The organism is Aurantiacibacter odishensis (genome assembly GCF_003605195.1).
In the GTDB taxonomy this organism is placed as follows: Bacteria; Pseudomonadota; Alphaproteobacteria; order Sphingomonadales; family Sphingomonadaceae; genus Alteraurantiacibacter; species Alteraurantiacibacter odishensis.
Genome location: NZ_QYOS01000017.1, coordinates 85,350 through 106,512, shown reverse-complemented (window position 1 = coordinate 106,512; position 21,163 = coordinate 85,350). Strand labels below are relative to the sequence as shown.

The 21,163-nt window shown below is 62.6% G+C and carries 19 protein-coding genes and 1 tRNA gene; 9 read left to right on the top strand and 11 right to left on the bottom strand.

What is annotated here, in order from left to right; translation table 11 throughout:
• Positions 1-7: 7 nt before the first annotated feature.
• The 4 genes from murI (at position 8) to D4Q51_RS01300 (ending at position 5,040) form a co-directional block, all read left to right on the top strand.
• The gene (murI, locus tag D4Q51_RS01315) at positions 8-808 is read left to right on the top strand and encodes a glutamate racemase (protein WP_120075800.1); all 801 of its coding nucleotides are present in this window, start codon (positions 8-10) and stop codon (positions 806-808) included.
• Between the two features lie 106 nt (positions 809-914).
• Positions 915-2,135: a 5-aminolevulinate synthase gene (hemA, locus tag D4Q51_RS01310; protein ID WP_120075862.1), complete on the top strand. Its 1,221-nt coding sequence runs from the start codon at positions 915-917 to the stop codon at positions 2,133-2,135.
• Between the two features lie 118 nt (positions 2,136-2,253).
• Positions 2,254-4,419 (top strand): putative bifunctional diguanylate cyclase/phosphodiesterase, encoded by a 2,166-nt coding sequence (locus D4Q51_RS01305; RefSeq protein ID WP_120075798.1) that lies wholly within the window; start codon positions 2,254-2,256, stop codon positions 4,417-4,419.
• Positions 4,420-4,500: 81 nt separating this feature from the next.
• Positions 4,501-5,040, top strand: a complete 540-nt coding sequence (locus D4Q51_RS01300; protein ID WP_162925082.1) for a hypothetical protein — start codon at positions 4,501-4,503, stop codon at positions 5,038-5,040.
• A gap of 30 nt (positions 5,041-5,070) precedes the next feature.
• Here the strand turns inward: D4Q51_RS01300 and D4Q51_RS01295 are convergent, their stop codons facing one another.
• Both D4Q51_RS01295 and D4Q51_RS01290 read right to left on the bottom strand, forming a co-directional pair.
• On the bottom strand, positions 5,071-6,276 hold the full coding sequence (locus tag D4Q51_RS01295; RefSeq protein WP_120075793.1) for a type III PLP-dependent enzyme: 1,206 nt from the start codon (positions 6,274-6,276) through the stop codon (positions 5,071-5,073).
• A gap of 137 nt (positions 6,277-6,413) precedes the next feature.
• Complete coding sequence (locus D4Q51_RS01290; protein ID WP_120075791.1) at positions 6,414-6,971, bottom strand: LemA family protein; 558 nt, start codon at positions 6,969-6,971, stop codon at positions 6,414-6,416.
• Positions 6,972-7,060: 89 nt separating this feature from the next.
• Between D4Q51_RS01290 and D4Q51_RS01285 the strand changes: the two genes are divergently transcribed.
• Positions 7,061-7,999 (top strand): DUF3137 domain-containing protein, encoded by a 939-nt coding sequence (locus D4Q51_RS01285; protein WP_120075788.1) that lies wholly within the window; start codon positions 7,061-7,063, stop codon positions 7,997-7,999.
• 42 nt (positions 8,000-8,041) lie between these two features.
• Here the strand turns inward: D4Q51_RS01285 and D4Q51_RS01280 are convergent, their stop codons facing one another.
• On the bottom strand, positions 8,042-9,097 hold the full coding sequence (locus D4Q51_RS01280; protein WP_120075786.1) for a 1,9-bis(guanidino)-5-aza-nonane synthase: 1,056 nt from the start codon (positions 9,095-9,097) through the stop codon (positions 8,042-8,044).
• 124 nt (positions 9,098-9,221) lie between these two features.
• Between D4Q51_RS01280 and D4Q51_RS01275 the strand changes: the two genes are divergently transcribed.
• Entirely contained in the window at positions 9,222-10,196 is a 975-nt protein-coding gene (locus D4Q51_RS01275) for a threonine ammonia-lyase (RefSeq protein ID WP_120075783.1), read from the top strand.
• A 79-nt stretch (positions 10,197-10,275) separates the two neighbouring features.
• Positions 10,276-10,719 carry an MAPEG family protein gene (locus D4Q51_RS01270; RefSeq protein WP_120075781.1) on the top strand — a complete coding sequence of 148 codons (444 nt, stop codon included), beginning with the start codon at positions 10,276-10,278 and terminating at the stop codon, positions 10,717-10,719.
• 7 nt (positions 10,720-10,726) lie between these two features.
• Here D4Q51_RS01270 and D4Q51_RS01265 read toward each other — a convergent pair whose 3' ends face one another.
• From D4Q51_RS01265 to otsB, 3 genes are read right to left on the bottom strand one after another with little or no spacing between them, the layout of a single operon-like run.
• Positions 10,727-12,127 carry an alpha,alpha-trehalose-phosphate synthase (UDP-forming) gene (locus tag D4Q51_RS01265; protein ID WP_120075779.1) on the bottom strand — a complete coding sequence of 467 codons (1,401 nt, stop codon included), beginning with the start codon at positions 12,125-12,127 and terminating at the stop codon, positions 10,727-10,729.
• Between the two features lie 9 nt (positions 12,128-12,136).
• Positions 12,137-13,936, bottom strand: coding sequence for a glycoside hydrolase family 15 protein (locus D4Q51_RS01260; protein WP_120075777.1), 1,800 nt, complete (start codon positions 13,934-13,936; stop codon positions 12,137-12,139).
• Entirely contained in the window at positions 13,933-14,667 is a 735-nt protein-coding gene (otsB, locus tag D4Q51_RS01255; RefSeq protein WP_162925081.1) for a trehalose-phosphatase, read from the bottom strand. Before otsB ends, D4Q51_RS01260 begins: the two co-directional genes overlap by 4 nt.
• 196 nt (positions 14,668-14,863) lie before the next feature.
• On the opposite strand from otsB, the gene D4Q51_RS01250 reads away from it, so the two are divergent.
• A complete protein-coding gene (locus tag D4Q51_RS01250; RefSeq protein WP_120075773.1) occupies positions 14,864-16,678 on the top strand; it encodes a DEAD/DEAH box helicase in 1,815 nt (604 codons plus the stop codon).
• Between the two features lie 74 nt (positions 16,679-16,752).
• Here the strand turns inward: D4Q51_RS01250 and groL are convergent, their stop codons facing one another.
• Both groL and groES read right to left on the bottom strand, forming a co-directional pair.
• Positions 16,753-18,375 (bottom strand): chaperonin GroEL, encoded by a 1,623-nt coding sequence (gene groL, locus D4Q51_RS01245; RefSeq protein ID WP_120075771.1) that lies wholly within the window; start codon positions 18,373-18,375, stop codon positions 16,753-16,755.
• Positions 18,376-18,425: 50 nt separating this feature from the next.
• Positions 18,426-18,740 carry a co-chaperone GroES gene (gene groES / locus D4Q51_RS01240; RefSeq protein WP_120075769.1) on the bottom strand — a complete coding sequence of 105 codons (315 nt, stop codon included), beginning with the start codon at positions 18,738-18,740 and terminating at the stop codon, positions 18,426-18,428.
• Positions 18,741-19,148: 408 nt separating this feature from the next.
• Between groES and D4Q51_RS01235 the strand changes: the two genes are divergently transcribed.
• Positions 19,149-19,421 (top strand): usg protein, encoded by a 273-nt coding sequence (locus tag D4Q51_RS01235; RefSeq protein ID WP_120075766.1) that lies wholly within the window; start codon positions 19,149-19,151, stop codon positions 19,419-19,421.
• 35 nt (positions 19,422-19,456) lie between these two features.
• Here D4Q51_RS01235 and D4Q51_RS01230 read toward each other — a convergent pair.
• The 3 genes from D4Q51_RS01230 to mltG all read right to left on the bottom strand — a co-directional run bounded on the left by D4Q51_RS01230 (position 19,457) and on the right by mltG (position 21,159).
• Positions 19,457-19,533 (bottom strand) — tRNA-Met (locus D4Q51_RS01230).
• Positions 19,534-19,663: 130 nt separating this feature from the next.
• Positions 19,664-20,191 carry a 2'-5' RNA ligase family protein gene (locus D4Q51_RS01225; protein ID WP_338068442.1) on the bottom strand — a complete coding sequence of 176 codons (528 nt, stop codon included), beginning with the start codon at positions 20,189-20,191 and terminating at the stop codon, positions 19,664-19,666.
• Complete coding sequence (gene mltG / locus D4Q51_RS01220; RefSeq protein WP_120075764.1) at positions 20,188-21,159, bottom strand: endolytic transglycosylase MltG; 972 nt, start codon at positions 21,157-21,159, stop codon at positions 20,188-20,190. Before mltG ends, D4Q51_RS01225 begins: the two co-directional genes overlap by 4 nt.
• Positions 21,160-21,163 lie beyond the last annotated feature (4 nt).

Genomic DNA, 21,163 nt, shown 5'->3' with positions numbered 1-21,163 from the left:
GTTTGTCTTGGACGTTCAGCCCACAGCCCCCATCCTGCTTTTCGATTCCGGTTTCGGCGGCCTCACCGTGCTTGCCGAGCTGCGACGGGAATTGCCCGATGCACCGGTGATCTACGCCGCCGACCTCGCGGGCATTCCCTACGGCGAAAAGACGGAGGCCGAAGTTGCCGCGCGCGTCGCTGGCCTGCTGGGCCGCCTGGCCGAGCGATACCACCCTCGCCTGATCTGCATCGCCTGCAACACCGCGAGCACCATCGCCCTTGGCATGGTGCGTGACGTGCTGGAAACACCGATCGTCGGCACGGTGCCCGCGATCAAGCCCGCCGCCGAATTGACGCGGACCGGCACGATCGGCCTGCTGGGGACGGCTGCCACCATCCGGCAGACCTACGTCGACAATCTCGAGGCAAAATTTGCGCAAGGGAAGCTGCTGCTGCGCCATGCCGCGCCCGATCTTGTCGCCGCGGCAGAACTGAAGCTGCGCGGCGGTACTCCCGATCCCGCGATATTCACCGCTGCTGCCGAGGGCCTGCGCCGGCAGGCGCGCGGAGAGGACATCGACACCGTCGTTCTCGCCTGCACCCACTTCCCGCTGGTGCAGGATGAACTGGCCGTAGCTTTCGGCAACAAAGTGCAATTCATTGACGGAGCGCAAGGAATCGCTCGCCGTATCGCCTACCTTACCCAAGGCCAGTCGTTCGACCGGCAGGATGATGACTTTGCGATTGTGACGGGTGATGGACAAGTTAACGAAGCTCTACTCGGCGGACTTGAACGATACGGAATCGGCAGAATACTGCCACTTTAATGCGAATGGTTCGCAAACTTCGTGCTTCAAACCTGAGCACTTATTGACTAAATCCGCCCCCATACAGAGCCGCGAGTCCCTTAGCGGCGCAGCTTGGACAGGTACGCTGAACTACGACCAGATCTTCGACCAGGCCATCGATCGCCTGCATTCCGAGGGGCGTTACCGCGTCTTTATCGACATCCTGCGCAACAAGGGTGCCTTCCCCAATGCGCGCTGCTTTGCAGGACACAACGGACCGAAACCGATCACGGTGTGGTGCTCGAACGATTACCTCGCCATGGGCCAGCATCCAAAAGTCGTGGCCGCGATGGAAGAAGCGCTGCACGATGTCGGTGCAGGCTCTGGCGGCACGCGCAACATCGGCGGCAACACGCACTATCACATCCAGCTCGAAAACGAGCTTGCCGATCTGCACGGCAAGGAAGCCGCGCTGCTGTTCACCAGCGGATACGTTTCCAACGACGCGACGCTTTCCACACTCGCCAAGCTGCTGCCCGGTTGCATCGTCTTTTCCGACGAACTGAACCACGCCAGCATGATCGCCGGCATTCGCAATTCCGGCTGCGAGAAGCGGATTTTCCGTCACAACGATGTCGAGCATCTGGAGCAGTTGCTTGCTTCCGAAGACCCGGACACGCCCAAGGTCATCGCTTTCGAAAGCGTCTATTCGATGGACGGAGACGTGGCCCCGATCCATGCGATCTGCGATCTAGCCGAGAAGTACAACGCCCTCACCTACATCGACGAGGTCCATGCCGTGGGCATGTACGGCGATCACGGGGGCGGCATTTCGGAGCGGGACAATGCCGCGCACCGGATCGACCTGATCGAGGGAACACTCGGCAAGGCGTTCGGCGTGATGGGCGGCTATGTCGCCTCCAGCAAGAAGGTGATCGACTGCATCCGGTCGTACGCGCCGGGCTTCATCTTCACCACGTCGCTCAGCCCGGTGCTGGTCGCAGGTGTGCTCGCCTCGGTCCGTCACCTCAAGCAAAGCAGCGTGGAACGTGACGGGCAGCAGGCCGCCGCCGCCGCGCTCAAGCAGAAGCTGCGCGCCAGGGGCCTGCCGGTAATGGACAGCACGACTCACATCGTGCCGCTGATGGTGGGCGACCCCGTGCGCGCCAAGAAGATCAGCGATATCCTGCTGGCCGAATACGGCGTCTACGTGCAGCCAATCAACTTCCCCACCGTGCCGCGTGGTACGGAGCGGCTTCGCTTCACACCCGGTCCGGCCCACTCCGAAGCGATGATGGACGAGTTGGCTGAAGCGCTTGTCGAAATCTGGGACCGGCTGGACCTCGAACTGCGCGAAGCGGCCTGATCATCTGCGCTGCACGTGGCAGGGATGCCCGCGAGATTTAGCGCCATGTTAACCATTGTTCGCCAAAGCTGATGCCGGGTCAGACTATCGACCCGCAGTTCTTGGGTGATGGAGCAACATGGCGGTTTCGAGCCTTCTCAAAGGTTTTGCCGGTGGCCGGAGCAAGGGTAACGATGCCCTGCGCCGCGAAGTGCTCGATGACTTCGAGCAGGCAGGCATCGGCTGGATCTGGGCCAGCGACGCCGAAGGCCGCCTGATTTACCTTTCCGAAAAGGCCATTGATTGCCTAGGCCGCGATGCCGACGAATTGCTGGGCGAGCCGCTGCCGACCCTGTTCGAGATCGACCGTGACAATCCCGACGAGAAATCCGACCGACCGCTCAATTTCCAGCTTTCCGCCCGCAACAAACTGACCGATCTCGTCGTGCGCTTCGTGGGAAAGACCGACAAGCCGCGCTGGTGGTCGCTTTCCGGACACCCCAAGATGGGCCCGGACGGTTCGTTCCAGGGTTATCGTGGCAGCGCCAAGGACATTACCGTCGCGTTCCAGCGCAAGCTGGAAGATTCGCGCATGGCCGAATTCGACGCTCTCACGGGTCTTGCCAATCGCCACCGGATGGACCGGCGGCTCGATTCCACCCTCGCCGCCTACAAGTCCGCAAAACGCGCCTGCGCGCTGATGCTGCTCGATCTCGACAAGTTCAAGTACGTCAATGACACCATGGGCCACCCGGCAGGCGATGATCTGTTGCGCCAGGTAGGAGACCGCCTGCGCGCCGTCATCGCCAACCGCGGCGAGATCGGGCGCCTGGGCGGTGATGAATTCCAGGTCATCCTGCCGGACATGGACGATCGCGGAGAACTGGGAGAACTGGCCGACAAGATCATCCAGATGCTCGCCTCTCCGTATCAGGTTGAAGGAAAACGTGCGATCATCGGCTGCTCTGTCGGCATCTCCATCGCTCCCTACGATGGCCTGGAGCGCGATGAACTGACCCGCTCTGCCGACCTCGCGCTCTATGCCGCTAAGAACGGCGGCCGCGGCATGTATCGCTTTTATTCGGCCGAGCTGAAAGACGTCGAGCAGGAACGCCAGATCATGCTGGACGACATGCGCGAAGCGATGGAGAAGAACCATCTCAAGCTGCATTACCAGCCCGTAGTAAGCACGCTCGACAACACCATAGTCGGCTTCGAGGCGTTGATGCGCTGGGAGCACCCCGAGAAGGGCAACATCCCGCCAAACCATTTCATTCCGGTTGCCGAGGACTCAGACCTCATAAACCGACTGGGCGAGTGGGCCCTGCGCCGCGCCTGCGAAGACGCGATGGCCTGGCCCGAGAACGTGCGCGTGGCCGTGAACGTCTCCGCCAAGCAGTTCGCCAACAAGGGCTTCGTCACCATCGTGACGCAAGCACTGGCCGAAACCGGTATCGATCCGGACCGGCTGGAGCTGGAACTGACCGAGACGGTCTTCGTCGGCGACCTCGAAGCCACGGAAAAGACCTTCACTGCGCTCAAGCGGTTGGGCGTTCGCCTCGCGCTCGACGATTTCGGCACCGGCTACTCGTCGCTCAGCTACCTGCGCTCCGCCCCGTTCGACAAGCTGAAGGTGGACAAGAGCTTCGTCGATAGTTGCACGCAGAAAGACCAGAACAGCGCCAAGATCATTTCCGCAATCATCGGTCTGTCCGATGCGCTGGGCATGGATGTGACGGTGGAAGGCGTGGAAGCTTTCGACCAGTTCAACCTCGTTTGCGAGAAGGGCGCGAAATATATCCAGGGCTGGATCTACTCCAAGGCCCGCCCGCAGGGGGATATTCTCGCCGAGATCGCCAGCGGTGGATACAAGATCGAGCCCAGCGGGCCGGACACCTATCGCCCCGAACGCCGCAGCGTGTTTCGCCGTATCGGCGTGATCCACGAGGATCACCGCTACGAAGCCGTGATGCGGGACCTGAGCAAGACCGGCAGCCGGATCGAAGGCCTTGTCGGCGTGCCCGTCGGCACCGGCCTGGTTCTGGACCTTGGTGGCGGCCAGCTTGTGGTATGCGAGGTGCGTCGCAGCATGGATGCCACCATCGGCGTCGAATTCGAAACACCGCTCATCAACGATGGCTCAGGCGGCCTTTGCACCCGCCACCGCGTGTCGCCCTATGCCCTGGCAGCGGCAGGCATGCCGCTTACCTCGCTACCGCCCGGCAACTACCCCAGCTCCATGCTGGGAGGCGATGGACAGAAGAGCCAGCCACAGTTCATGCAGGTGACAGTCACAAGGAATTGAGGCGCTGCTTGACGTGCATCAAGGCACTGCTTCGTAACATCGCCGACATTCTCTCCCGAGGTCGCGGAACGGGAGATGATTATGCGTATCCACCTTTACTCCGGACTGACGATGACGGCTCTCGCGCTGGTTTCGTGCAACGAGGGCGCGCCAGTAGCCGAGAACACGGTACCTTCGGGCCCTGCGCTCACGGAATTGCCCGTGAGCATCAACGCAACGATGGTCGGCCTGATAGACAATTCGGCGGACTACATCTGGACAGTCGGCAACGGGGACCTGCCGCAAGACGAACTGGACTGGGACCTCGTTCGCAGCGCTACCTACGACATGATCCTGGGCGGACAGGTGATGAAGGTCCCAGGCGGCGGTGAGTTCGACGCTCAATGGACCGCCGAGGAATCATGGCAGGAATGGTCAGACCAGCTCACTCTCATCGGACAGGATGCCCTGCCCCTCGCCGAGGCGCAGTCGACCGACGTGGAGGCCTGGCGCGCCATTGGCGACCGGCTGATCGAGAATTGCGAAGGGTGCCACAACGCCTTCAAGCCGGAACTGCCATCGGAAGGCATCCTGCACCGTTCGACCGAGCGGGAGTCGCGCGGGGTCAGCATGTTCGACTGATAGCACCCATGAACGCGCCTGCGCTCGTTATCAGCGCAGGCTCACCACGTTGTCACTGCTGCGCGGATCGGGGCGATCGCCGCGGTAGAGGCTGAACATCGGCTCGTCCGCAACGTGAACCGCCTCGGTAGCGCCGAAGCCGTTGAAATTCGTCTTCATGGCAGCGCCGTAGGCACCCAGCATACCGATCTCGATATAGTCGCCGGCCTGGATATCCTCGGGCAGCATGAAGGGACCCTTCATGAAATCCGCATCGTCGCAGGTGGGGCCGTAGAACGAGAATTCGGCGAGCGGCTTCAGCAGGTCGTCCTCCAGCGCCACCACGGGGAAACGCCAGGCGACGTGGGCTGCATCGAACAGCGCGCCATAGGCGCCGTCGTTGATGTAAAGCTCGTCACCGCGGCGCTTTTCCACTTTCACGATGATGGACGAATACTCCGCGCACAGCGCCCGGCCCGGTTCCGCCCAAAGCTCTGCCGAATAGGAAATCGGCAGCGCCTCGAAGTGCTGGTGGATCAGTTGGAAGTAGTCTTCCAGCGCAGGCGGATCGAGATCCGGATAGACGCTGGGGAAACCGCCGCCGACATCGATGATGTCCACGGTAACCGCAGCTTCCACGATCGCAGCGCGCACGCGCTCCAGCGCCTGCACGTAGGCGAACGGCGTCATCGCCTGGCTGCCCACATGGAAACAGATGCCCAGCGCATCGCAATGCTGGCGGGTGGCCTGCAGCAGGGGCGCGGCATCCACCAGGTCCACGCCGAACTTGGCGGCCAGCGAAAGCTCGGAATGCTCCGAGGAAACGCGCAGGCGCACCAGCAGGTTCAGGTCCTTGGCAGGCGCGCCATCTTCGGCAGTGGTCGCTTCGACGACCTTGGTGAGTTCCTCCAGCGTATCGAGGCTGTAGGTCTTCACGCCGTGTTCGAAATAAGCTTCGCGAATGGCGCGCTTGGTCTTCACCGGGTGCATGAAGCACAGCGTGGCATCGGGCAGTGCATCGCGCACCATGCGCACTTCGGCGATGGAGGCGACGTCGTAATGCGTCACGCCCGCGTCCCACAGGATGCGGATCAGGTCTGGAGAAGGATTCGCCTTCACGGCATACATCGCCTTGCCCGGAAACTTCTCGGTGAAGAATCGGGCCGCGCGCGATGCTGCGTGCGGACGCAGAAGTGTCACGGGTTCGTCCGGCTCGAGGGCGCGGACTACAGCCTTGGCATCAGGATATTGGAGCAATTCAAGGGACCCCCTAACGACGAATTCGACATAAAGCTGCCTTGCGGTGGGAATCCCTTGGGGCAGCGGAGCCGCGCATTTAAGCCCGATAGGGTGAATTGCAAGTGAATTCGGACGGACCGTTCCGCGGCAGCCTGTCAGCCTTGGAATTGAACGTTTGGCACTTGATCCACAATGCCTTTTTCACTGTCGTCGAGCTGGTGGAAATCAGCAGGTTCGAAACCCATCGCGCCCGCGAACATCACCGCCGGGAAAGTTTCCCGCGCGGTATTGTAGCGCGAAACGGCCGCGTTCAGCGCACGGCGCGATGCCGCCAGCTTGTCCTCGACATCGGCAAGTTCGCTCTGCAACTCCTGGAAGTTGGCACTCGCCTTCAGATCCGGATAGGCTTCGCCCAGGGCCAACACCCGATCCAGCGCAATGCGCAGCTGCGCCTCGTCAGCCGAGTTTATCGTCCCCTGCGCCGCGGTGTTGCGCGCGGCGATCACCTGTTCCAGCGTCTCCTGCTCGTGCCCGGCATAGCCCTTCACGGTGTTCACCAGGTTGGGGATGAGGTCGTGCCGCTGGCGCAACTGCGCATCGATATCGGCCGCGCCCTGCTTCACGTTCTGCCGCAGTCCGACCAAGCGGTTGTAGATACCGACCAGCACGAGCAGCAGCAGCACGATCACGGCGAGCAAGATAATCAGTTCCATGTGTTCCCCCTAGCCTACCCTTGTTAAATAAATGTGTGCCATGAAGGCTGGCGAAGGCAACGATTATTGGCACCGTAAGGGGGGAATGAATGATCGAGCGGCCCGATGTGGACGCCCTGATGGAGGGCGAACTTGGGCAATTCCTGCAACGGCAAGTCACCGTTCGGGAAGTAGCCAGGGAAAGCACTCGCGGTCGCTTCGTAATCTGCGCGGCGATAGCCCTGCCGATACTTGGCTTCGTCTGGTTTTCCCCGCTTGGCGATTTCAGGTTCTTCATCTCCGCGCTGATTGCCATGGGGGCATGGTGGTGGAGCCGGATTCCCGTCAACAAGGCGAAGAAACAGACCAAGTCGGGCATCAACGCCGCGATCGCGCAGGCGCTGGGGCTGGATTACCGGCACGATTGCCACGAGGGGCACGGGTTCCTTCGCGCAAAAACCCACAAGATGTTTCCCAGCCACGACCGCGCGAAATTCGAGGACCTGTGGTGGGGCGAGATGGCCGGAAAGCCTTTCTCGTTACACGAGGCGCATCTTGAGGAACAACGCGGCAGCGGCAAGAACCGGCGCTGGGTCACGGTATTTCGCGGCCCCGTAATCACCATAGGCTTCGCGCGCCAGTTCCACGGCACCACGCTTGTCGAGCGGGCAGGCCGCCACACCAAGCTGTTGTTCTTCGGAGAGAAGGACACGCTGAAAGTCGGCGGGCAAATCTTGCAGAAAGCCGACATGGTGCACCCCGATTTCGAGGATGCCTTCACGGTCTTCACCAGCGACCAGACCGAGGCGCGTTACCTCGTCCACCCCGCTTACATCGAGCGGCTGATCGCGCTGGAGAACGCCTTCCGAGGGAAGGACATCAAGACGCTGTTCAAGGACGGCGAGCTTACTATCGTGCTGAAAAGCGGCGACATGTTCGAAAGCGGCCATCTCGATCACAACCGCGACCGCGAAATGGTGGAGACCTGCGTCAACCAGTTCATGGCGATGGCAGACCTGTGCGCCCAACTGAACGAGGCGGAGCGCTAAGCGCCCCGCCTCTCAATTCGCGTAACGATTTGGCGAAGAGCCTTACTTGTCGAACAGTTTGGCCCAGCGGCGCTTGTCGCGGTTCTTCCAGTGTTCGCGGTGGTAGGCATCGCTCGCCAGCAGCGGGATGACCGAACCGGCTTCCGCGAACACCATCTGCTCGATTCCGGTGTTGACCTTGCCCCAGCTGGCCGCTTCCTGAAGCGTAGAGGAAGAGCATGCGCCGTCGCGCACGTCGGCCACGGTGATCTGCACCGCGTATTTGTGCACCGATACGTCCTCGTGGCCGAGAATTTCTGCGCAGACGACGGTGTCCTGGATGAAGTTCTTGGGCACGCCGCCACCCACCATCAGCAGGCCAGATTCGCCAGCTTCGATCTTGATCTGGGTCAGCTCGCGGAAATCGGCGATGGCGTCGAGCATCATGTAGCCCTCGCCCTTCGCCATCTGGTCGACCTGGTGCTTCACGAGGCCGAATCCGGCGGAGCTATCCACGAAGGCGGGGCAGAAGATCGGCACGTCGTGCTCGTAGGCGAGCTTGACGAGGCTGTTTTCCTTCTTACCGTGTTCACAGAGATACTTGCCCATCTCGCGGATGAACTCGCGGCTGGAATAGCCGCGGTGTTCCAGCGAGTTGGCGATCTCGTTGATCGTGAAGTCGCAGTCCTGGAGCGCTTCTTCGTCGATGTAGGTGTCGTAGATACGGTCAATATAGAGCGAGCGCAGCGTATCGTCGTCGGGCACTTCCAGCGCCTGGTAGTGCTTGTGGCCGAGCCCCTCGAAGAAATCCATGTCAACGATGGTCGCGCCCGTCGCCACCACGCAGTCCACCATGTTGGAACGGACCAGTTCGGCATAGGCATCCATGCAGCCGCCCGCGCTGGTGGAACCGGCGATGACGAGGAAGATCGTGCAGTCCTTGTCGGCCAGCATCTGGTTGTAGATGCCCGTGGCGTTGGCAAGATCGCGGCTGGTGAAGCTCATCTTCTTCATCGAATCGATGATCGGACGGGCATCGAAACTGGTGATGTCGATATGCTCGACCTCGGTGGAAAGCAGTTCCTTCTTGCGCGTATCGTTGATCTTGCTGTCGGCCATTCTTTCAAATTCTCCTGTCCGCATTCCCCGGAACAACGGGGGATAAGGTGCGTGGGTTCCGCAGTGAAGCGGCGCGCGCCATTAGGTGCTGGCGCGGCTTTGGTAAAGCCGTAATAACGCGCCCATGAGCGAAGCACAGCCACAAAGATCACCCACCCGCGAAGGGGTTCTGGAAGCCGCGGCCAAGATGGCTGCGATCCTGCCCCCCACCCCCTTGATTCCGCTTGAGATCGGCGGGGCGCAGGTGTGGGTGAAGGCAGAGTGCCTGCAACCCATCGGCGCGTTCAAGATTCGCGGGGCGTGGCACCGGCTTACCGCGCTTGGCGAGGCAGAGCGGGCACGCGGCGTCGTCGCCGTATCCAGCGGGAATCACGCTCAAGGTATAGCATGGGCGGCGCGGCGTCTGGGGATCGAGGCGACCATCGTGATGCCGCAGGACGCCCCACCGATAAAACTGGCGCGCACGAAGGAACTGGGCGCGAGTGTCGTCACCTATGACCGCATGACCGAAAACCGCGAGGAGATCGCGCAGAACCTCGCCGAAGAGAAAGGCGCGACCTATGCCCATGCCTTTGCCGATCCGTGGGTGATCGAAGGTCAGGGTAGCGCCGGGATCGAAATTCTTGATCAGCTCGCCGCGCAAGGCGCGCCCGCCCCCACCCGCATCCTCGCCTGCTGCGGCGGCGGTGGCCTGTCCGCGGGTCTCGCCCTTGCCTGCCCCGATGCGCTCGTGGTGCCGGTGGAGCCGGAAGGATGGGACGATGTTTGCCGTTCGTTGGAAACCGGCAAAATCCAGTCCGTCGGCAGCAGCCCGCCGCCGACCGCCTGCGACGCCTTGCAGACATTCCAGACAAGCCCGATCAATTTCGGCGTCCTGAAGGAGCGCTGCGAATACGGTTTGCGCGTAACCGAAGAGGAGGTGCGTGATGCGCAACGTTTCGCATTTGCCAACCTGCGACTGGTGCTGGAGCCCGGCGGCGCAGTGGCTCTGGCCGCTGCCCTGACGGGAAAAACCGAGCTGAATGGCACGACCGCGATCATTCTTTCCGGCGGCAATGTCGACCCGCAGGAGTTTGCGCGAACTATCGCCGAGGGCTGAGCGACTCAAAATACGTTTCAATTGACAATCTAACTGGCGGCAAGCAGGCTCACGCCCATTCAACGGGAGAGCCTTTGCCATGAATACCCAGATACTCGCGCCCGCCGCGGTCCTGATCGTGTGGTCGATCATCATGCTGGTGTGGATGGCCCTCACCCGGTTTCCGGCCATGGCGAAGATGGGCAAGACTGGGGGAGGCGGCGCTGGTCTGGGCAAAGCGAAGCCCGGCGCACGTGGGCAGGACCTGGAAGGCCGCATCCCGGACGAAGTGAACTGGAAAGCGCACAATTACACGCACCTGATGGAGCAGCCGACGCTATTCTATGCAGTCGTCGCCATCCTGGCGATTGCAGGCGGCTCGCAGGACACGGTAATCGCCGCGTGGATCTACACCGGCCTGCGGATCGTCCATTCACTGTGGCAATCGCTGGTAAACACGCTGCCCGTGCGTTTCACACTGTTCCTGCTGTCCACGCTGGCGCTGGCCTACCTCGGCGTGCGCGCTCTTGTCTTGACGCTTTAAGGGTGCGTCAGGCCGCGTCCTGCGCCAGGTCGGTGATGAAATTGTCCGTCCAGCGCTGCACGTTCTCCTCGCGCACGGTAACGATCAGCTTCTCGTAGCGCGCCTTGCGCTCCTCCAGCGACATGTCGAGCGCAATCCGGATGTTGTGAGCGATATCGTCCGAACTATGGGGATTAACCATCAAGGCCCCCTCTCCGTCACAATCCAGTTGCTGCGCGGCACCGGCGAAACGAGAGAGGATGAGCACGCCGGGGTCTTCCGGGTCCTGCGCCGCGACGTATTCCTTGGCGACGAGGTTCATTCCGTCACGCAGCGGCGTGACAAGGGCGATCTTGGCCGCGCGATAGAAGCCGAACAGCTCTTCCTGCGGATAGCCCTTGTTGACGTAGCGCACAGGCACCACGTCCACATCCGAACGCGCGCCGTTGATCTGGCCGGCCTTCTGCTCCAGCGTGGTGCGGATTTCCTGGTAACTGCCGATGTCCTCCCGGCTCGGCGGGGCGATCTGGATGAATACGAGGTCGCGCACCCGCTCCGGATAACGGTCGAAGAAGCGGGATATGCCGTCCAGACGCTCGGGCAGGCCCTTCGAATAGTCCAGCCGGTCTACCCCGATCATCGCCGTACGATGGCGGGTGGATGAGAGAAGGCGCTGCCCGGCCTGGCGCGCCTCTCCGGTCTCGCCCTTGCTGGTGAAGAATTCGTAGTCGATGCCGATGGGATATGCGCGGGCGACCGTGGTGCGGCCGTCCAGCGTGATCTCGCCCGTCTCGTAATCGACCTCGGCCCCCAATTCCTTCCAGCAATAGTGCATGAAACTGTCGAGCCAGGTGTCGCACTGGAAGCCGAGAAGGTCGTAGTGAAGCAAGGCCTTCACCAGCCGCTCGTGATAGGGCAGCGACACGAACAGGTTGGTCGGCGGCCACGGGGTGTGCAGGAAAAAGCCCATGCGGTTCTTCACACCCATGGAGCGCAGGCGTTCGCCCAGCGGCATCAGGTGATAGTCGTGCACCCAGACGAGGTCGCCCTCGTCGATCAGCGGCAGCGCGCTTTCCGCAAAGCGCTCGTTCACCCGCTCGTAGCCCTTGCCGAATTCGCGTTCGTACTTGGTCAGGTCGATACGGTAGTGAAACAGCGGCCACAGCGTGGAATTGGCGTAGCCGTTATAATACTCCTCGATATCCTGATGCTCGAGATCGATCGTGGCCGTCGTCACGCCCTCGGCGGAGCGGACGTAATTGATGGAGCCTGTAAACTCCTCGATCTCCTGCCCGGACCAGCCGAACCATATACCGCCGTTGGTTTTCAGCGCGGAATTGAGCGCACCGGCAAGCCCGCCCTGCGCCCCTGCGACCCCGCGGGCCTTGGGTACGGCGACGCGGTTCGAGATGACAACAAGACGTGGCATTTCAGCCTCCTAGCGAACAGTGTTCCAGCTTTTCGACAACAGCGAGGCGCAGTTGATTATACCAACCAAGGAATAGGTTTGCGGGAAGTTCCCCCACAGTTCTCCGGTTTCGAAGTCCATGTCCTCGGACAGTAGGCCCGACCCTGTGCGATGGTCCAGCATGGTGCAGAAGAGGGTACGCGCCTCTTCCTTGCGGTCCATCAGGGCCAGCGCCTCGATCAGCCAGAAGGTGCAGATGTTGAACGCTGTTTCGGGCGCGCCGAAATCGTCCTCCGCCGCATAACGCAACATGTGTTCGCCGCGCCGCAGGTCGCGCTCGATCATTTCGAAGGTCGAGAGGAACTTGCCATCGTCGGGATCGATGAAGCGCAGTTCCAGCAATTGCAGCAGGCTTGCATCAAGGTAGTCGCTTTCAAAGCTGGCACCGTAGTGGCCGCCCTCCCCGTTCTCCTTCCAGGCCTTCGCCTCGATCGTGGCGGCAATCTTGTTCGCGCGCTCGCGCCAGAATGTCTCGCGGTCGTCCTTGCCGAGATAGTGGGCAGCCGTGGCAAGACGGTCGCACGCGGCCCAGCTCATCACGGCGGAATAGGTGTGCACTTCCTGCCGGGTGCGGAATTCCCACAGGCCTGCGTCGGGCTGGTCGTGCATCTTCCACGCCATTTCGCCCACCTGCTCCAGGCTCTCGAAATCGCGGTCGTCGGCCATCCGTAGCAGGCGCTTGTCGAGAAAGCCCTGCACCGTCGGCAGCACGATCTGGCCATAGCAATCGTGCTGGATCTGCTTGTAGGCCGCATTGCCCACACGCACCGGCCCCATGCCGCGATAGCCTGCGAGCCAACTCGCCGTCGTCTCGTTCAGTTCGGCGACGCCCATGACGGAATAGAGCGGCTGGATCTGCCCGCCCTTCGCCGAATCCACGATATTGCGCAGGTAGCCGAGGTATTTCTCCAGCACGTCCAGCGCGCCCAGGCGGTTCAGCGCCTGCACGGTGTAATAGGAATCGCGAATCCAGCAGTAGCGATAGTCCCAGTTGCGCTCGCTATTCGGAGCCTCCGGAATCGAGGTGGTGAGCGCGGCGACAATCGCGCCCGTTTCCTCGTGCTGGCACAGCTTCAGCGTGATCGCGGCGCGGATCACCTCCTGCTGCCATTCGAACGGAGTCGCCAGGCTGCGCGACCAGTTCTGCCAGTAGCTGCGCGTTGACTGTTCCATCCGGCGCACCTGTTCGCGCAGGTTGCCGACGAAAGGCTCGTCCGGCCCAAGGAAGAAGTGCGTGTCCTCCTCGACGCGGAAGGTGCGCTTGTCCTGGATATAACCCACCGCCGCATCGGTGGAGAGGCGCAGCGCCTGCCCCTGCGTCAGGTAGCGAATATGGTTGGTCCCGCTGGTGGTATCGGCCACTTCGGCGCCGTAGTTCTTCATCGGCTTCAGCACGACCTTGATGCGCGGATTACCCGCGATGGGTCGCACGATGCGTGCAAAGGCGACGGGGCGATACATCCGGGCGGAGCGTTCGAAACGCGGGCAGAAATCCAGAACTTCCACCACGCTGCCGTCTTCGGATTCGAGACGAGTGACGAGGATCGGCGTATTGCGGATATATTCCTGGTGCGCGCTGCACTGGCCTTCCAGTTCGAACCGCCAGACGCCAACGTCCTGCGATTCGCCGTTCAGCAGAGCGCAGAAAGTGGGGTCGCCGTCGACCCTGGGAACGCAGCCCCAGACTATTCCACCGCGGTTGTCGATAAGGCCGGAAACCTGGCAGTTGCCGATCGGCCAGAGGTCGAGATTGCTTTGATATGCTGTCACAGCCCTAACCAATGGTGCACTGCAGCAGGGCTTGCAAGGCCGTATTTGGCGCAGGTCGGCTCGCGGTCCCCCACGATTACGCCGTAACCGCCCAAATCGGTCGCGGCACGCATCCCGTCCTCGTCGGTGATATCGTCGCCTACAAAGACGGGGCGAGCGCCTGCAAACGGCTCCTTCTCCATGAAGGCGCGCAGGGCCGAACCCTTGTTGGCCCCGCGTCCCACAAGTTCGATCACGCACTTCCCGCGCTTGATGTCGAGATCGCCGTCCTCTGCAACCCGCGTCGCGAAAGCGAGGCCCTTTTCCTCCAGAGACGGATCGGAACGATAATGCAGCGCCGCGCCGTGCGGCTTGTCTTCCAGCGCGAAGCCGTTTTTCTCCGCAAACTCGGCCACTTCGGACAGCAGTTTCGGCGGCAGGCCGTCGGGAATCTCGCCGATGTTCACGCCGTCCGCCCCCCGACAGTCGCTGCCGTGCGAACCGGCGCAGGCCATCCCGATAGCGCCGAGATGCTTTTCGAGGTCGACGATCGCCCGGCCGCTTACCAGCGCCACCCGCCCGTCGAACTGCTCGGCCAGGCGGTGCAGGCTGCGCGCCAAGTGTTCCGGGACTTCGATGCCGTCCGGCGTGGGCGCCAGGTCCACGAGAGTGCCGTCGAAATCGAGGAAAAGCGCGACCGGCCCTTCGGCCTCGAGGTCGGGAAGGCTTGGCGGAGGAGGCAGCGAAGTCATCGCCGCCCGGTCTAGCGACAAGGTATGACAATACAAGGCTGCGACGACCGCCGTGCTTTTTCGCAAGCCAAACGGCGAAAATGCGCCTATGGGGCGCCAAACGCGCAGAACCATCGCGCCTCCGCTCCATAAAACTTCGCTAACAACGCCGCTTTCCAGCGAGGCAGCGTCCCATCCTATTTGACAGGCCCAGCCCATGAATTTCCCGCCCCTACCCTCCAGCCTCGAGGCCGCCCTTGCAGAGCGCGGATACGAGACAGCCACACAGGTGCAAGCCGAAGTGCTGCAAGAGCAAGCTGCGGGCCGCGACCTGGTCGTTTCCGCGCAGACCGGCTCCGGCAAGACGATTGCCTTCGGCCTCGCCATGGCAGCCGAACTGCTGGGTGACGGGGATCGCTTCGATTACGCGCAAGGCCCGCTCGCCCTCGTCATCGCGCCTACCCGTGAACTGGCGTTGCAGGTGAGCCGCGAACTGGGCTGGCTCTACGCCAAGGCAGGCGGCCATATCGCCACCTGTGTCGGTGGCATGAACCCGCAGGCGGAGCGCAAGGCGCTGCGCGGCGGCGCGAACATCGTGGTCGGCACGCCGGGCCGCCTGCGCGATCATCTCGAACGCGGCGCGCTCGACCTTTCGGGCCTGCGCGCCGTGGTGCTGGATGAAGCCGACGAAATGCTCGACATGGGCTTTCGCGAAGAACTGGAGGAAATCCTCGACGCGACGCCGGAAACGCGCCGCACGCTGCTGTTTTCCGCCACCATGCCCAAGCCCATAGAGGCATTGGCCCGCCGCTACCAGCGCGACGCGCTGCGCATCGCAACGATCAACGACAGCCGCGGGCATGGCGACATCGCCTACCAGGCGGTGACGGTCTCTCCACCCGAAATCGAGAACGCGGTGGTCAACCTGCTGCGCTATCACGAGGCGGACACGGCCATCCTTTTCTGCGCCACGCGCGAGAAGGTGCGCCACCTGCACGCGACCTTGCAGGAGCGTGGCTTTGCCGTCGTCGCGCTGTCCGGCGAACATTCGCAATCCGAACGCAACCAGGCCTTGCAGGCCTTGCGGGATCGCCGCGCCCGCGTTTGCGTGGCAACGGACGTGGCCGCGCGCGGCATCGACCTGCCCTCGCTCAGCCTCGTCATCCACGTGGAAATTCCGCGCGATGCGGAGACCCTGCAACACCGCTCGGGCCGCACCGGACGCGCAGGCAAGAAGGGCACCGCGGTGCTGATCGTGCCGTTCTCGCGGCGCAAGCGCGTCGAATCGATGCTGCGCCACGCCAAAGTCAGCGCGGATTGGATCGACACGCCGGACAGGGATGCGATCAAGGCAAAGGACCGTGATCGGCTGATGGAAAAGCTGTTGCAGCCTGTCGAAGTCGATGACGGCGACCGCGAACTTGCCCAGCGTCTGCTAGACGAGCGTTCGCCGGAAGAAATCGCTGCCATGCTGGTGCAGGCGCACCGCGCCTCCATGCCGGAGCCGGAAGACCTGATCGCCAACACGCCCGAAGCCCGCCGCGAAGCGCAGAAGGAGCGTCACCGCCCCGGCTTCGAGGACACGGTGTGGTTCCGCATGGACCTTGGCCGCCGCCAGAACGCGGACCCGCGCTGGATCCTGCCGCTGCTGTGCCGCCGCGGGCACATCACCCGCAACGAGATCGGCGCGATCCGGATCGGCCCTGAAGAGACGTTCTTCCAGATCCCGCGCCCGATCGCCGACAAGTTCGCCGATGCCGCCGCGCGCTCAGCCCAGGCCGACGGCGACGAGGAGCCGGTGCATATCGAACGCTCGGACACCGGACCGCGCGAAGTGGCCCGCGGCAATCGCAAGGGCCGCATGGGCCGCGACAACGCCGCCGGGCCGCGCGTGAAGGCAAAGCCTGCTTTTGGAAAGGCCCCCAAGGGCAAGGATGGCTTCGGCAACAAGGACAAGAAGCGTCGTCCGGCAGGAAAGCCGGCCAAGCCGCACCGCGGCCAGAAGCCCTCAGCCAAGGGCAAGCGCAGCTAAAGGATCGCCAAAGCAAAAAAACAGGCGCGTTCTTGCGAACGCGCCTGTCCGGCTTCCAGGAGATATGGTCGCCGTTAAAAGTCCATCGCCGGCATTGAGGGCGATGCACTCTCCTGCTTCGGCAGTTCGGCCACAAGCGCTTCGGTGGTGATGAGCAGCGAAGCGACGGAAGCAGCGTCCTGCAGCGCCGTGCGCACGACCTTGGCCGGGTCGATCACGCCGGACTTCACCAGGTCTTCGTAGACGCCCGTAGCGGCGTTGAAGCCATGGTTGTAGTCATCGCCCTCCAGCAGCTTGCCGACGATGAAAGCACCGTCTTCACCGGCATTGTCGGCGATCTGGCGGGCAGGCGCGCGCAGGGCGCGGCGTACGATGTCGATGCCCGACTGCTGGTCGTCGTTGGCGGCTGTGAGGCCTTCCAGTGCCTTGAGCGAGCGCAGCAGCGCGATACCGCCGCCGGGGAGGATGCCTTCCTCCACCGCGGCACGGGTGGCGTGCAGGGCATCGTCCACGCGGTCCTTGCGCTCCTTCACCTCGACCTCGGTCGCGCCGCCCACGCGGATCACGGCGACCCCGCCCGCCAGCTTGGCAACGCGTTCCTGCAACTTCTCGCGGTCGTAATCGCTGGTGGTCGTCTCGATCTGCGCGCGGATCTGGGCGACGCGGGCATCGATGTCCTCGCGGTTACCCGCACCATCGACGATGGTGGTGTTATCCTTGTCGATGATGACCTTCTTGGCGCTGCCGAGCATGGAGAGCGCGACGTTCTCCAGCTTGGTGCCCAGTTCCTCGCTGATGACATTGCCCGCCGTCAGGATGGCGATATCATTCAGCATGGCCTTGCGCCGATCGCCAAAGCCCGGGGCTTTCACGGCCGCGACCTTCAGACCGCCACGCAGGCGGTTCACCACGAGGGTGGCCAGCGCCTCGCCTTCCACATCTTCGGCGATAATCAGCAGCGGACGGTTCGACTGCACCACCTGCTCCAGCACGGGCAGCAGGGCCTGCAGGTTCGACAGCTTCTTCTCGTGGATGAGGATGTAGGGATCCTCCAGTTCCACTTTCAGCTTCTCGGCATTGGTGACGAAGTAGGGCGAGAGATAGCCACGGTCGAACTGCATGCCCTCGACCGTTTCCAGCTCGGTTTCGAGGCTCTTGGCCTCCTCCACCGTGATCACGCCTTCATTGCCGACCTTCTCCATCGCTTCTGCGAGGATGCGGCCCACCTCGGCATCGCCGTTGGCCGAGATGGTGGCGACCTGCGCGATCTCGCTGTTGGCCGACACTTCCTTGGCGTGGGCCTCGAGGTCCTTCACCACGGCGCCGACGGCGAGGTCGATACCGCGCTTCAGGTCCATCGGGTTCATGCCCGCAGCAACCGCCTTCGCACCCTCGCGCACGATGGCCTGCGCCAGCACGGTGGCGGTGGTAGTGCCGTCGCCGGCCTTGTCGTTCTGCTTGCTGGCGACTTCGCGCAGCATCTGCGCGCCCATGTTCTCGAACTTGTCCTTCAGCTCGATTTCCTTGGCGACGGTGACGCCGTCCTTGGTGATGCGCGGCGCGCCGAAGCTCTTCTCGATCACCACGTTGCGACCCTTGGGCCCCAGAGTAACCTTGACCGCATTCGCAAGCGTATCCACGCCGCGGAGCATGCGATCACGCGCATCCGACGCAAATTTTACTTCCTTGGCAGCCATTGTGGCCTGCTCCTTTCAAGATTGGTTGGGATTGATCGGGCTCGCGTGTTTTACGCAGCCTTCTTCAGTTCGGCGCTCGCCTCGATGATGCCGAGGATGTCGCTCTCCTTCATGATGAGCAGATCCTCGCCCTCGATGCGCACTTCAGTGCCTGACCACTTGCCGAACAGCACGCGGTCCCCGGCCTTCACGGCCAGTTCGACCAGCTTGCCGGAATCGTCGCGGTTGCCGGCGCCCACGGAGACGACTTCGCCCTCCATCGGCTTTTCCTTGGCACTGTCAGGTATGATGATGCCGCCAGCGGTCTTTTCCTCCGCCTCGATACGGCGAACCAGCACGCGGTCGTGCAAAGGACGGAAATTCATAGATAACCTCCATCAATAAGCGATATGTCAATGGTGTCTCCTCCGGGTTATCCAGCAGGAGACGGGAGAAAAATGGGCGGAAAAAAAATCGGCTTCAAGAGGTCTCTGAAAATTTTTTGGCACTCTCTATGGCGAGTGCCAACCGGCGACAGGTCCCGCTTCCGTTTCGGCTTGACGAGATCGTTGTCCTGACTCAAAATTCGTCCGTCTCGTCAGACGATATGGAGCAGGCATCGAAGACCGAAAGGAGGACCACGTGATGTCGCAGCCCTTCTCCCGCTATCTTCATCCCTTCGACCCGGCAGGCCCGGCCTATGAGCCGGAAGTTGCCCGCGCGCTGTTAGCCTCGTGGGAACGGGAGCGCCGGACGGACCGGCCCCGGCCATGCGAGAATGGCAACGCCAGGCGATGACAGACCGCGCTTTCATCGCCCAGCTAGACGGCTATGGACTGACCACTGCCGAAATCTGCTATTACCTGCCCGACCACCCTTCGCTGCTGCAATTGTTCGCCTGGCAGGAATACGATGCCGCGCCGGATTTTCCCGTGCTGTTCGATTTCCTCGACCACTGGCGACGCGAGATCGAGGCAGAGATCCAGTCTGTCCGCATTGCGCACGACAAGCTGATCGGGCCGGCGGAGTGGCGATCGGTCGACGAGGTGATATCGTGGAAGGAATAAAGGGATCGCAGGCGACGGCTGCAAATCCATGAGGATGGTAGCGGAGGAGGGACTCGAACCCCCGACACGCGGATTATGATTCCGCTGCTCTAACCACCTGAGCTACTCCGCCATCCGGCTGGCCTGCGAGCGCCGAACGGGCGGCAGGCGAGGCGCGCATTTAGGTCCGCTTTTGCTTGCGGTCAACCTGCCAATTTGCGCTTGCGCAAATCAGCTCGGATACGCCGCTGCAACCTCGATCATCAACGCTTTGCCCCGCGGAAGGCAAACTTGCCTGCCGCTTCCCATGGGCCGCCGCGATAGTAGTGATAGGCAAGGCCGGTGAAGACGAAGTCGCGTGGTTCGACGCGCGGCGCGAGATCGGCCTGGAGAGCTTTCGCTTCCTCGATGCTCACCTTGTTCTGCACGGTGACATGCAGGCGCGGCTTGTGCTCGTCCTGCGGGGTCAGCAGGCCGTGGAAACGGTCCGCCATCTGTCGCCACAAGTGGATCATCTGCGGACTTTCCAGTTGCAGCGCGGTGCCCTTCCCCAGCTTCATCACTCCGACGAGGCGCGCGGGCACCGGTGGGTTGTCGCGCACCAGCTCCTTCAGGCAATCGCGAAGCTCGCTTTCGCAACTGGGCGGCAGAGCGTGGAACAGCGTGACGTGGGCTTTCAGGTAATTGCGTTCGGGCGGGAAATGCTCCTGCCTCAGCTGGTTCGCCCAGCTGAACAGGTCCGGCGGCATTTCTGCGGTGACGATCAGCGGAGCGGGACCGTCCGCGCTCACATCTCGCCCCGTTCGCGGCGCAGGGCAAACCAGCGCTCTACCGCTTCATTGTGCTCCTGCAGCGTATCGTTGAATTCGTGTCCGCCGCTGCCGTCCGCCACCATGAAGATCGCATCGGTCTCCGCCGGATTGAGCACGGCCTCGATACTGGCGCGGCCCGGATTGGTGATCGGCCCGGCAGGCAGGCCTGCCATCTGGTAGGTGTTGTAGTCGTTGATATCGGCGATTTCGGACTGGCGGATGCGACGGCCTAGCGGACGCCCGCGCGTGATCGGGTAGATGATCGTCGGGTCCGCCTGCAGGAAGATACCCTGTCGGATGCGGTTGGAGTAGAGTCCGGCGACCATGCGCCGCTCTTCCGGCACGCCCGTCTCCTTTTCCACGATCGAGGCCAGCGTCACCGCTTCCTCCGGGGTGTTCGCCACCGTGCGATCCGAGCGTTTCGGCCATAGCTCGGCAATAGTCTCGTCCATCGCGCGCTGCATCCGGGCGAGAACGGCTACCCGCTCCTCTCCGCGTTCGAAATCGTAGCTTTCGGGAAGGACGCTACCCTCCTCGGGCACCGGGATCTCGCCCACCAGCAGGGGTTCCGCCATCAGAATGTCGTGCACGATCGCCGAAGGGGTGCCTTCGGGGATCGTGACGAAGCGGCGGATCACCTCGCCGTGCTGGAGATGGTCGAGAATGCCCGCGTTGCTTATGCCGGGCGTCAGCAGGAATTCGCCTGCCTTGATCGGATCGCCGCTGCCCAGCACCTTCGCGCGCAGCAGGAAACCGTCGGCAGAGGCGATCAGGCCCTCCTCCTCCAGCTTGCCCGCAACGGAAGTGAGCGTGGCACCGGAAGGGACGATGAAAGCCGTCTCTTCTTCCACTTCCGCGCCGCCATACCAGCCAAGCGCGAACCAGCCGCCGACGGCCAAGACCGCCAGGATCCCCAGCGCGACAACCGCCGCCAGCAGCTTTTTCATTTCG

Excerpts from the sequence above, each read along its gene's own strand:
- D4Q51_RS01305 (WP_120075798.1), top strand. The coding sequence starts at position 2,254 with ATGGCGGTTTCGAGCCTTCTCAAAGGTTTTGCCGGTGGCCGGAGCAAG.
- D4Q51_RS01300 (WP_162925082.1), top strand. The coding sequence starts at position 4,501 with ATGCGTATCCACCTTTACTCCGGACTGACGATGACGGCTCTCGCGCTG.
- D4Q51_RS01290 (WP_120075791.1), bottom strand. The coding sequence starts at position 6,971 with ATGGAACTGATTATCTTGCTCGCCGTGATCGTGCTGCTGCTGCTCGTG.
- D4Q51_RS01285 (WP_120075788.1), top strand. The coding sequence starts at position 7,061 with ATGATCGAGCGGCCCGATGTGGACGCCCTGATGGAGGGCGAACTTGGG.
- D4Q51_RS01280 (WP_120075786.1), bottom strand. The coding sequence starts at position 9,097 with ATGGCCGACAGCAAGATCAACGATACGCGCAAGAAGGAACTGCTTTCC.
- D4Q51_RS01275 (WP_120075783.1), top strand. The coding sequence starts at position 9,222 with ATGAGCGAAGCACAGCCACAAAGATCACCCACCCGCGAAGGGGTTCTG.
- D4Q51_RS01270 (WP_120075781.1), top strand. The coding sequence starts at position 10,276 with ATGAATACCCAGATACTCGCGCCCGCCGCGGTCCTGATCGTGTGGTCG.
- D4Q51_RS01265 (WP_120075779.1), bottom strand. The coding sequence starts at position 12,127 with ATGCCACGTCTTGTTGTCATCTCGAACCGCGTCGCCGTACCCAAGGCC.
- otsB (WP_162925081.1), bottom strand. The coding sequence starts at position 14,667 with ATGACTTCGCTGCCTCCTCCGCCAAGCCTTCCCGACCTCGAGGCCGAA.
- D4Q51_RS01250 (WP_120075773.1), top strand. The coding sequence starts at position 14,864 with ATGAATTTCCCGCCCCTACCCTCCAGCCTCGAGGCCGCCCTTGCAGAG.
- groL (WP_120075771.1), bottom strand. The coding sequence starts at position 18,375 with ATGGCTGCCAAGGAAGTAAAATTTGCGTCGGATGCGCGTGATCGCATG.
- groES (WP_120075769.1), bottom strand. The coding sequence starts at position 18,740 with ATGAATTTCCGTCCTTTGCACGACCGCGTGCTGGTTCGCCGTATCGAG.
- D4Q51_RS01235 (WP_120075766.1), top strand. The coding sequence starts at position 19,149 with ATGACAGACCGCGCTTTCATCGCCCAGCTAGACGGCTATGGACTGACC.
- mltG (WP_120075764.1), bottom strand. The coding sequence starts at position 21,159 with ATGAAAAAGCTGCTGGCGGCGGTTGTCGCGCTGGGGATCCTGGCGGTC.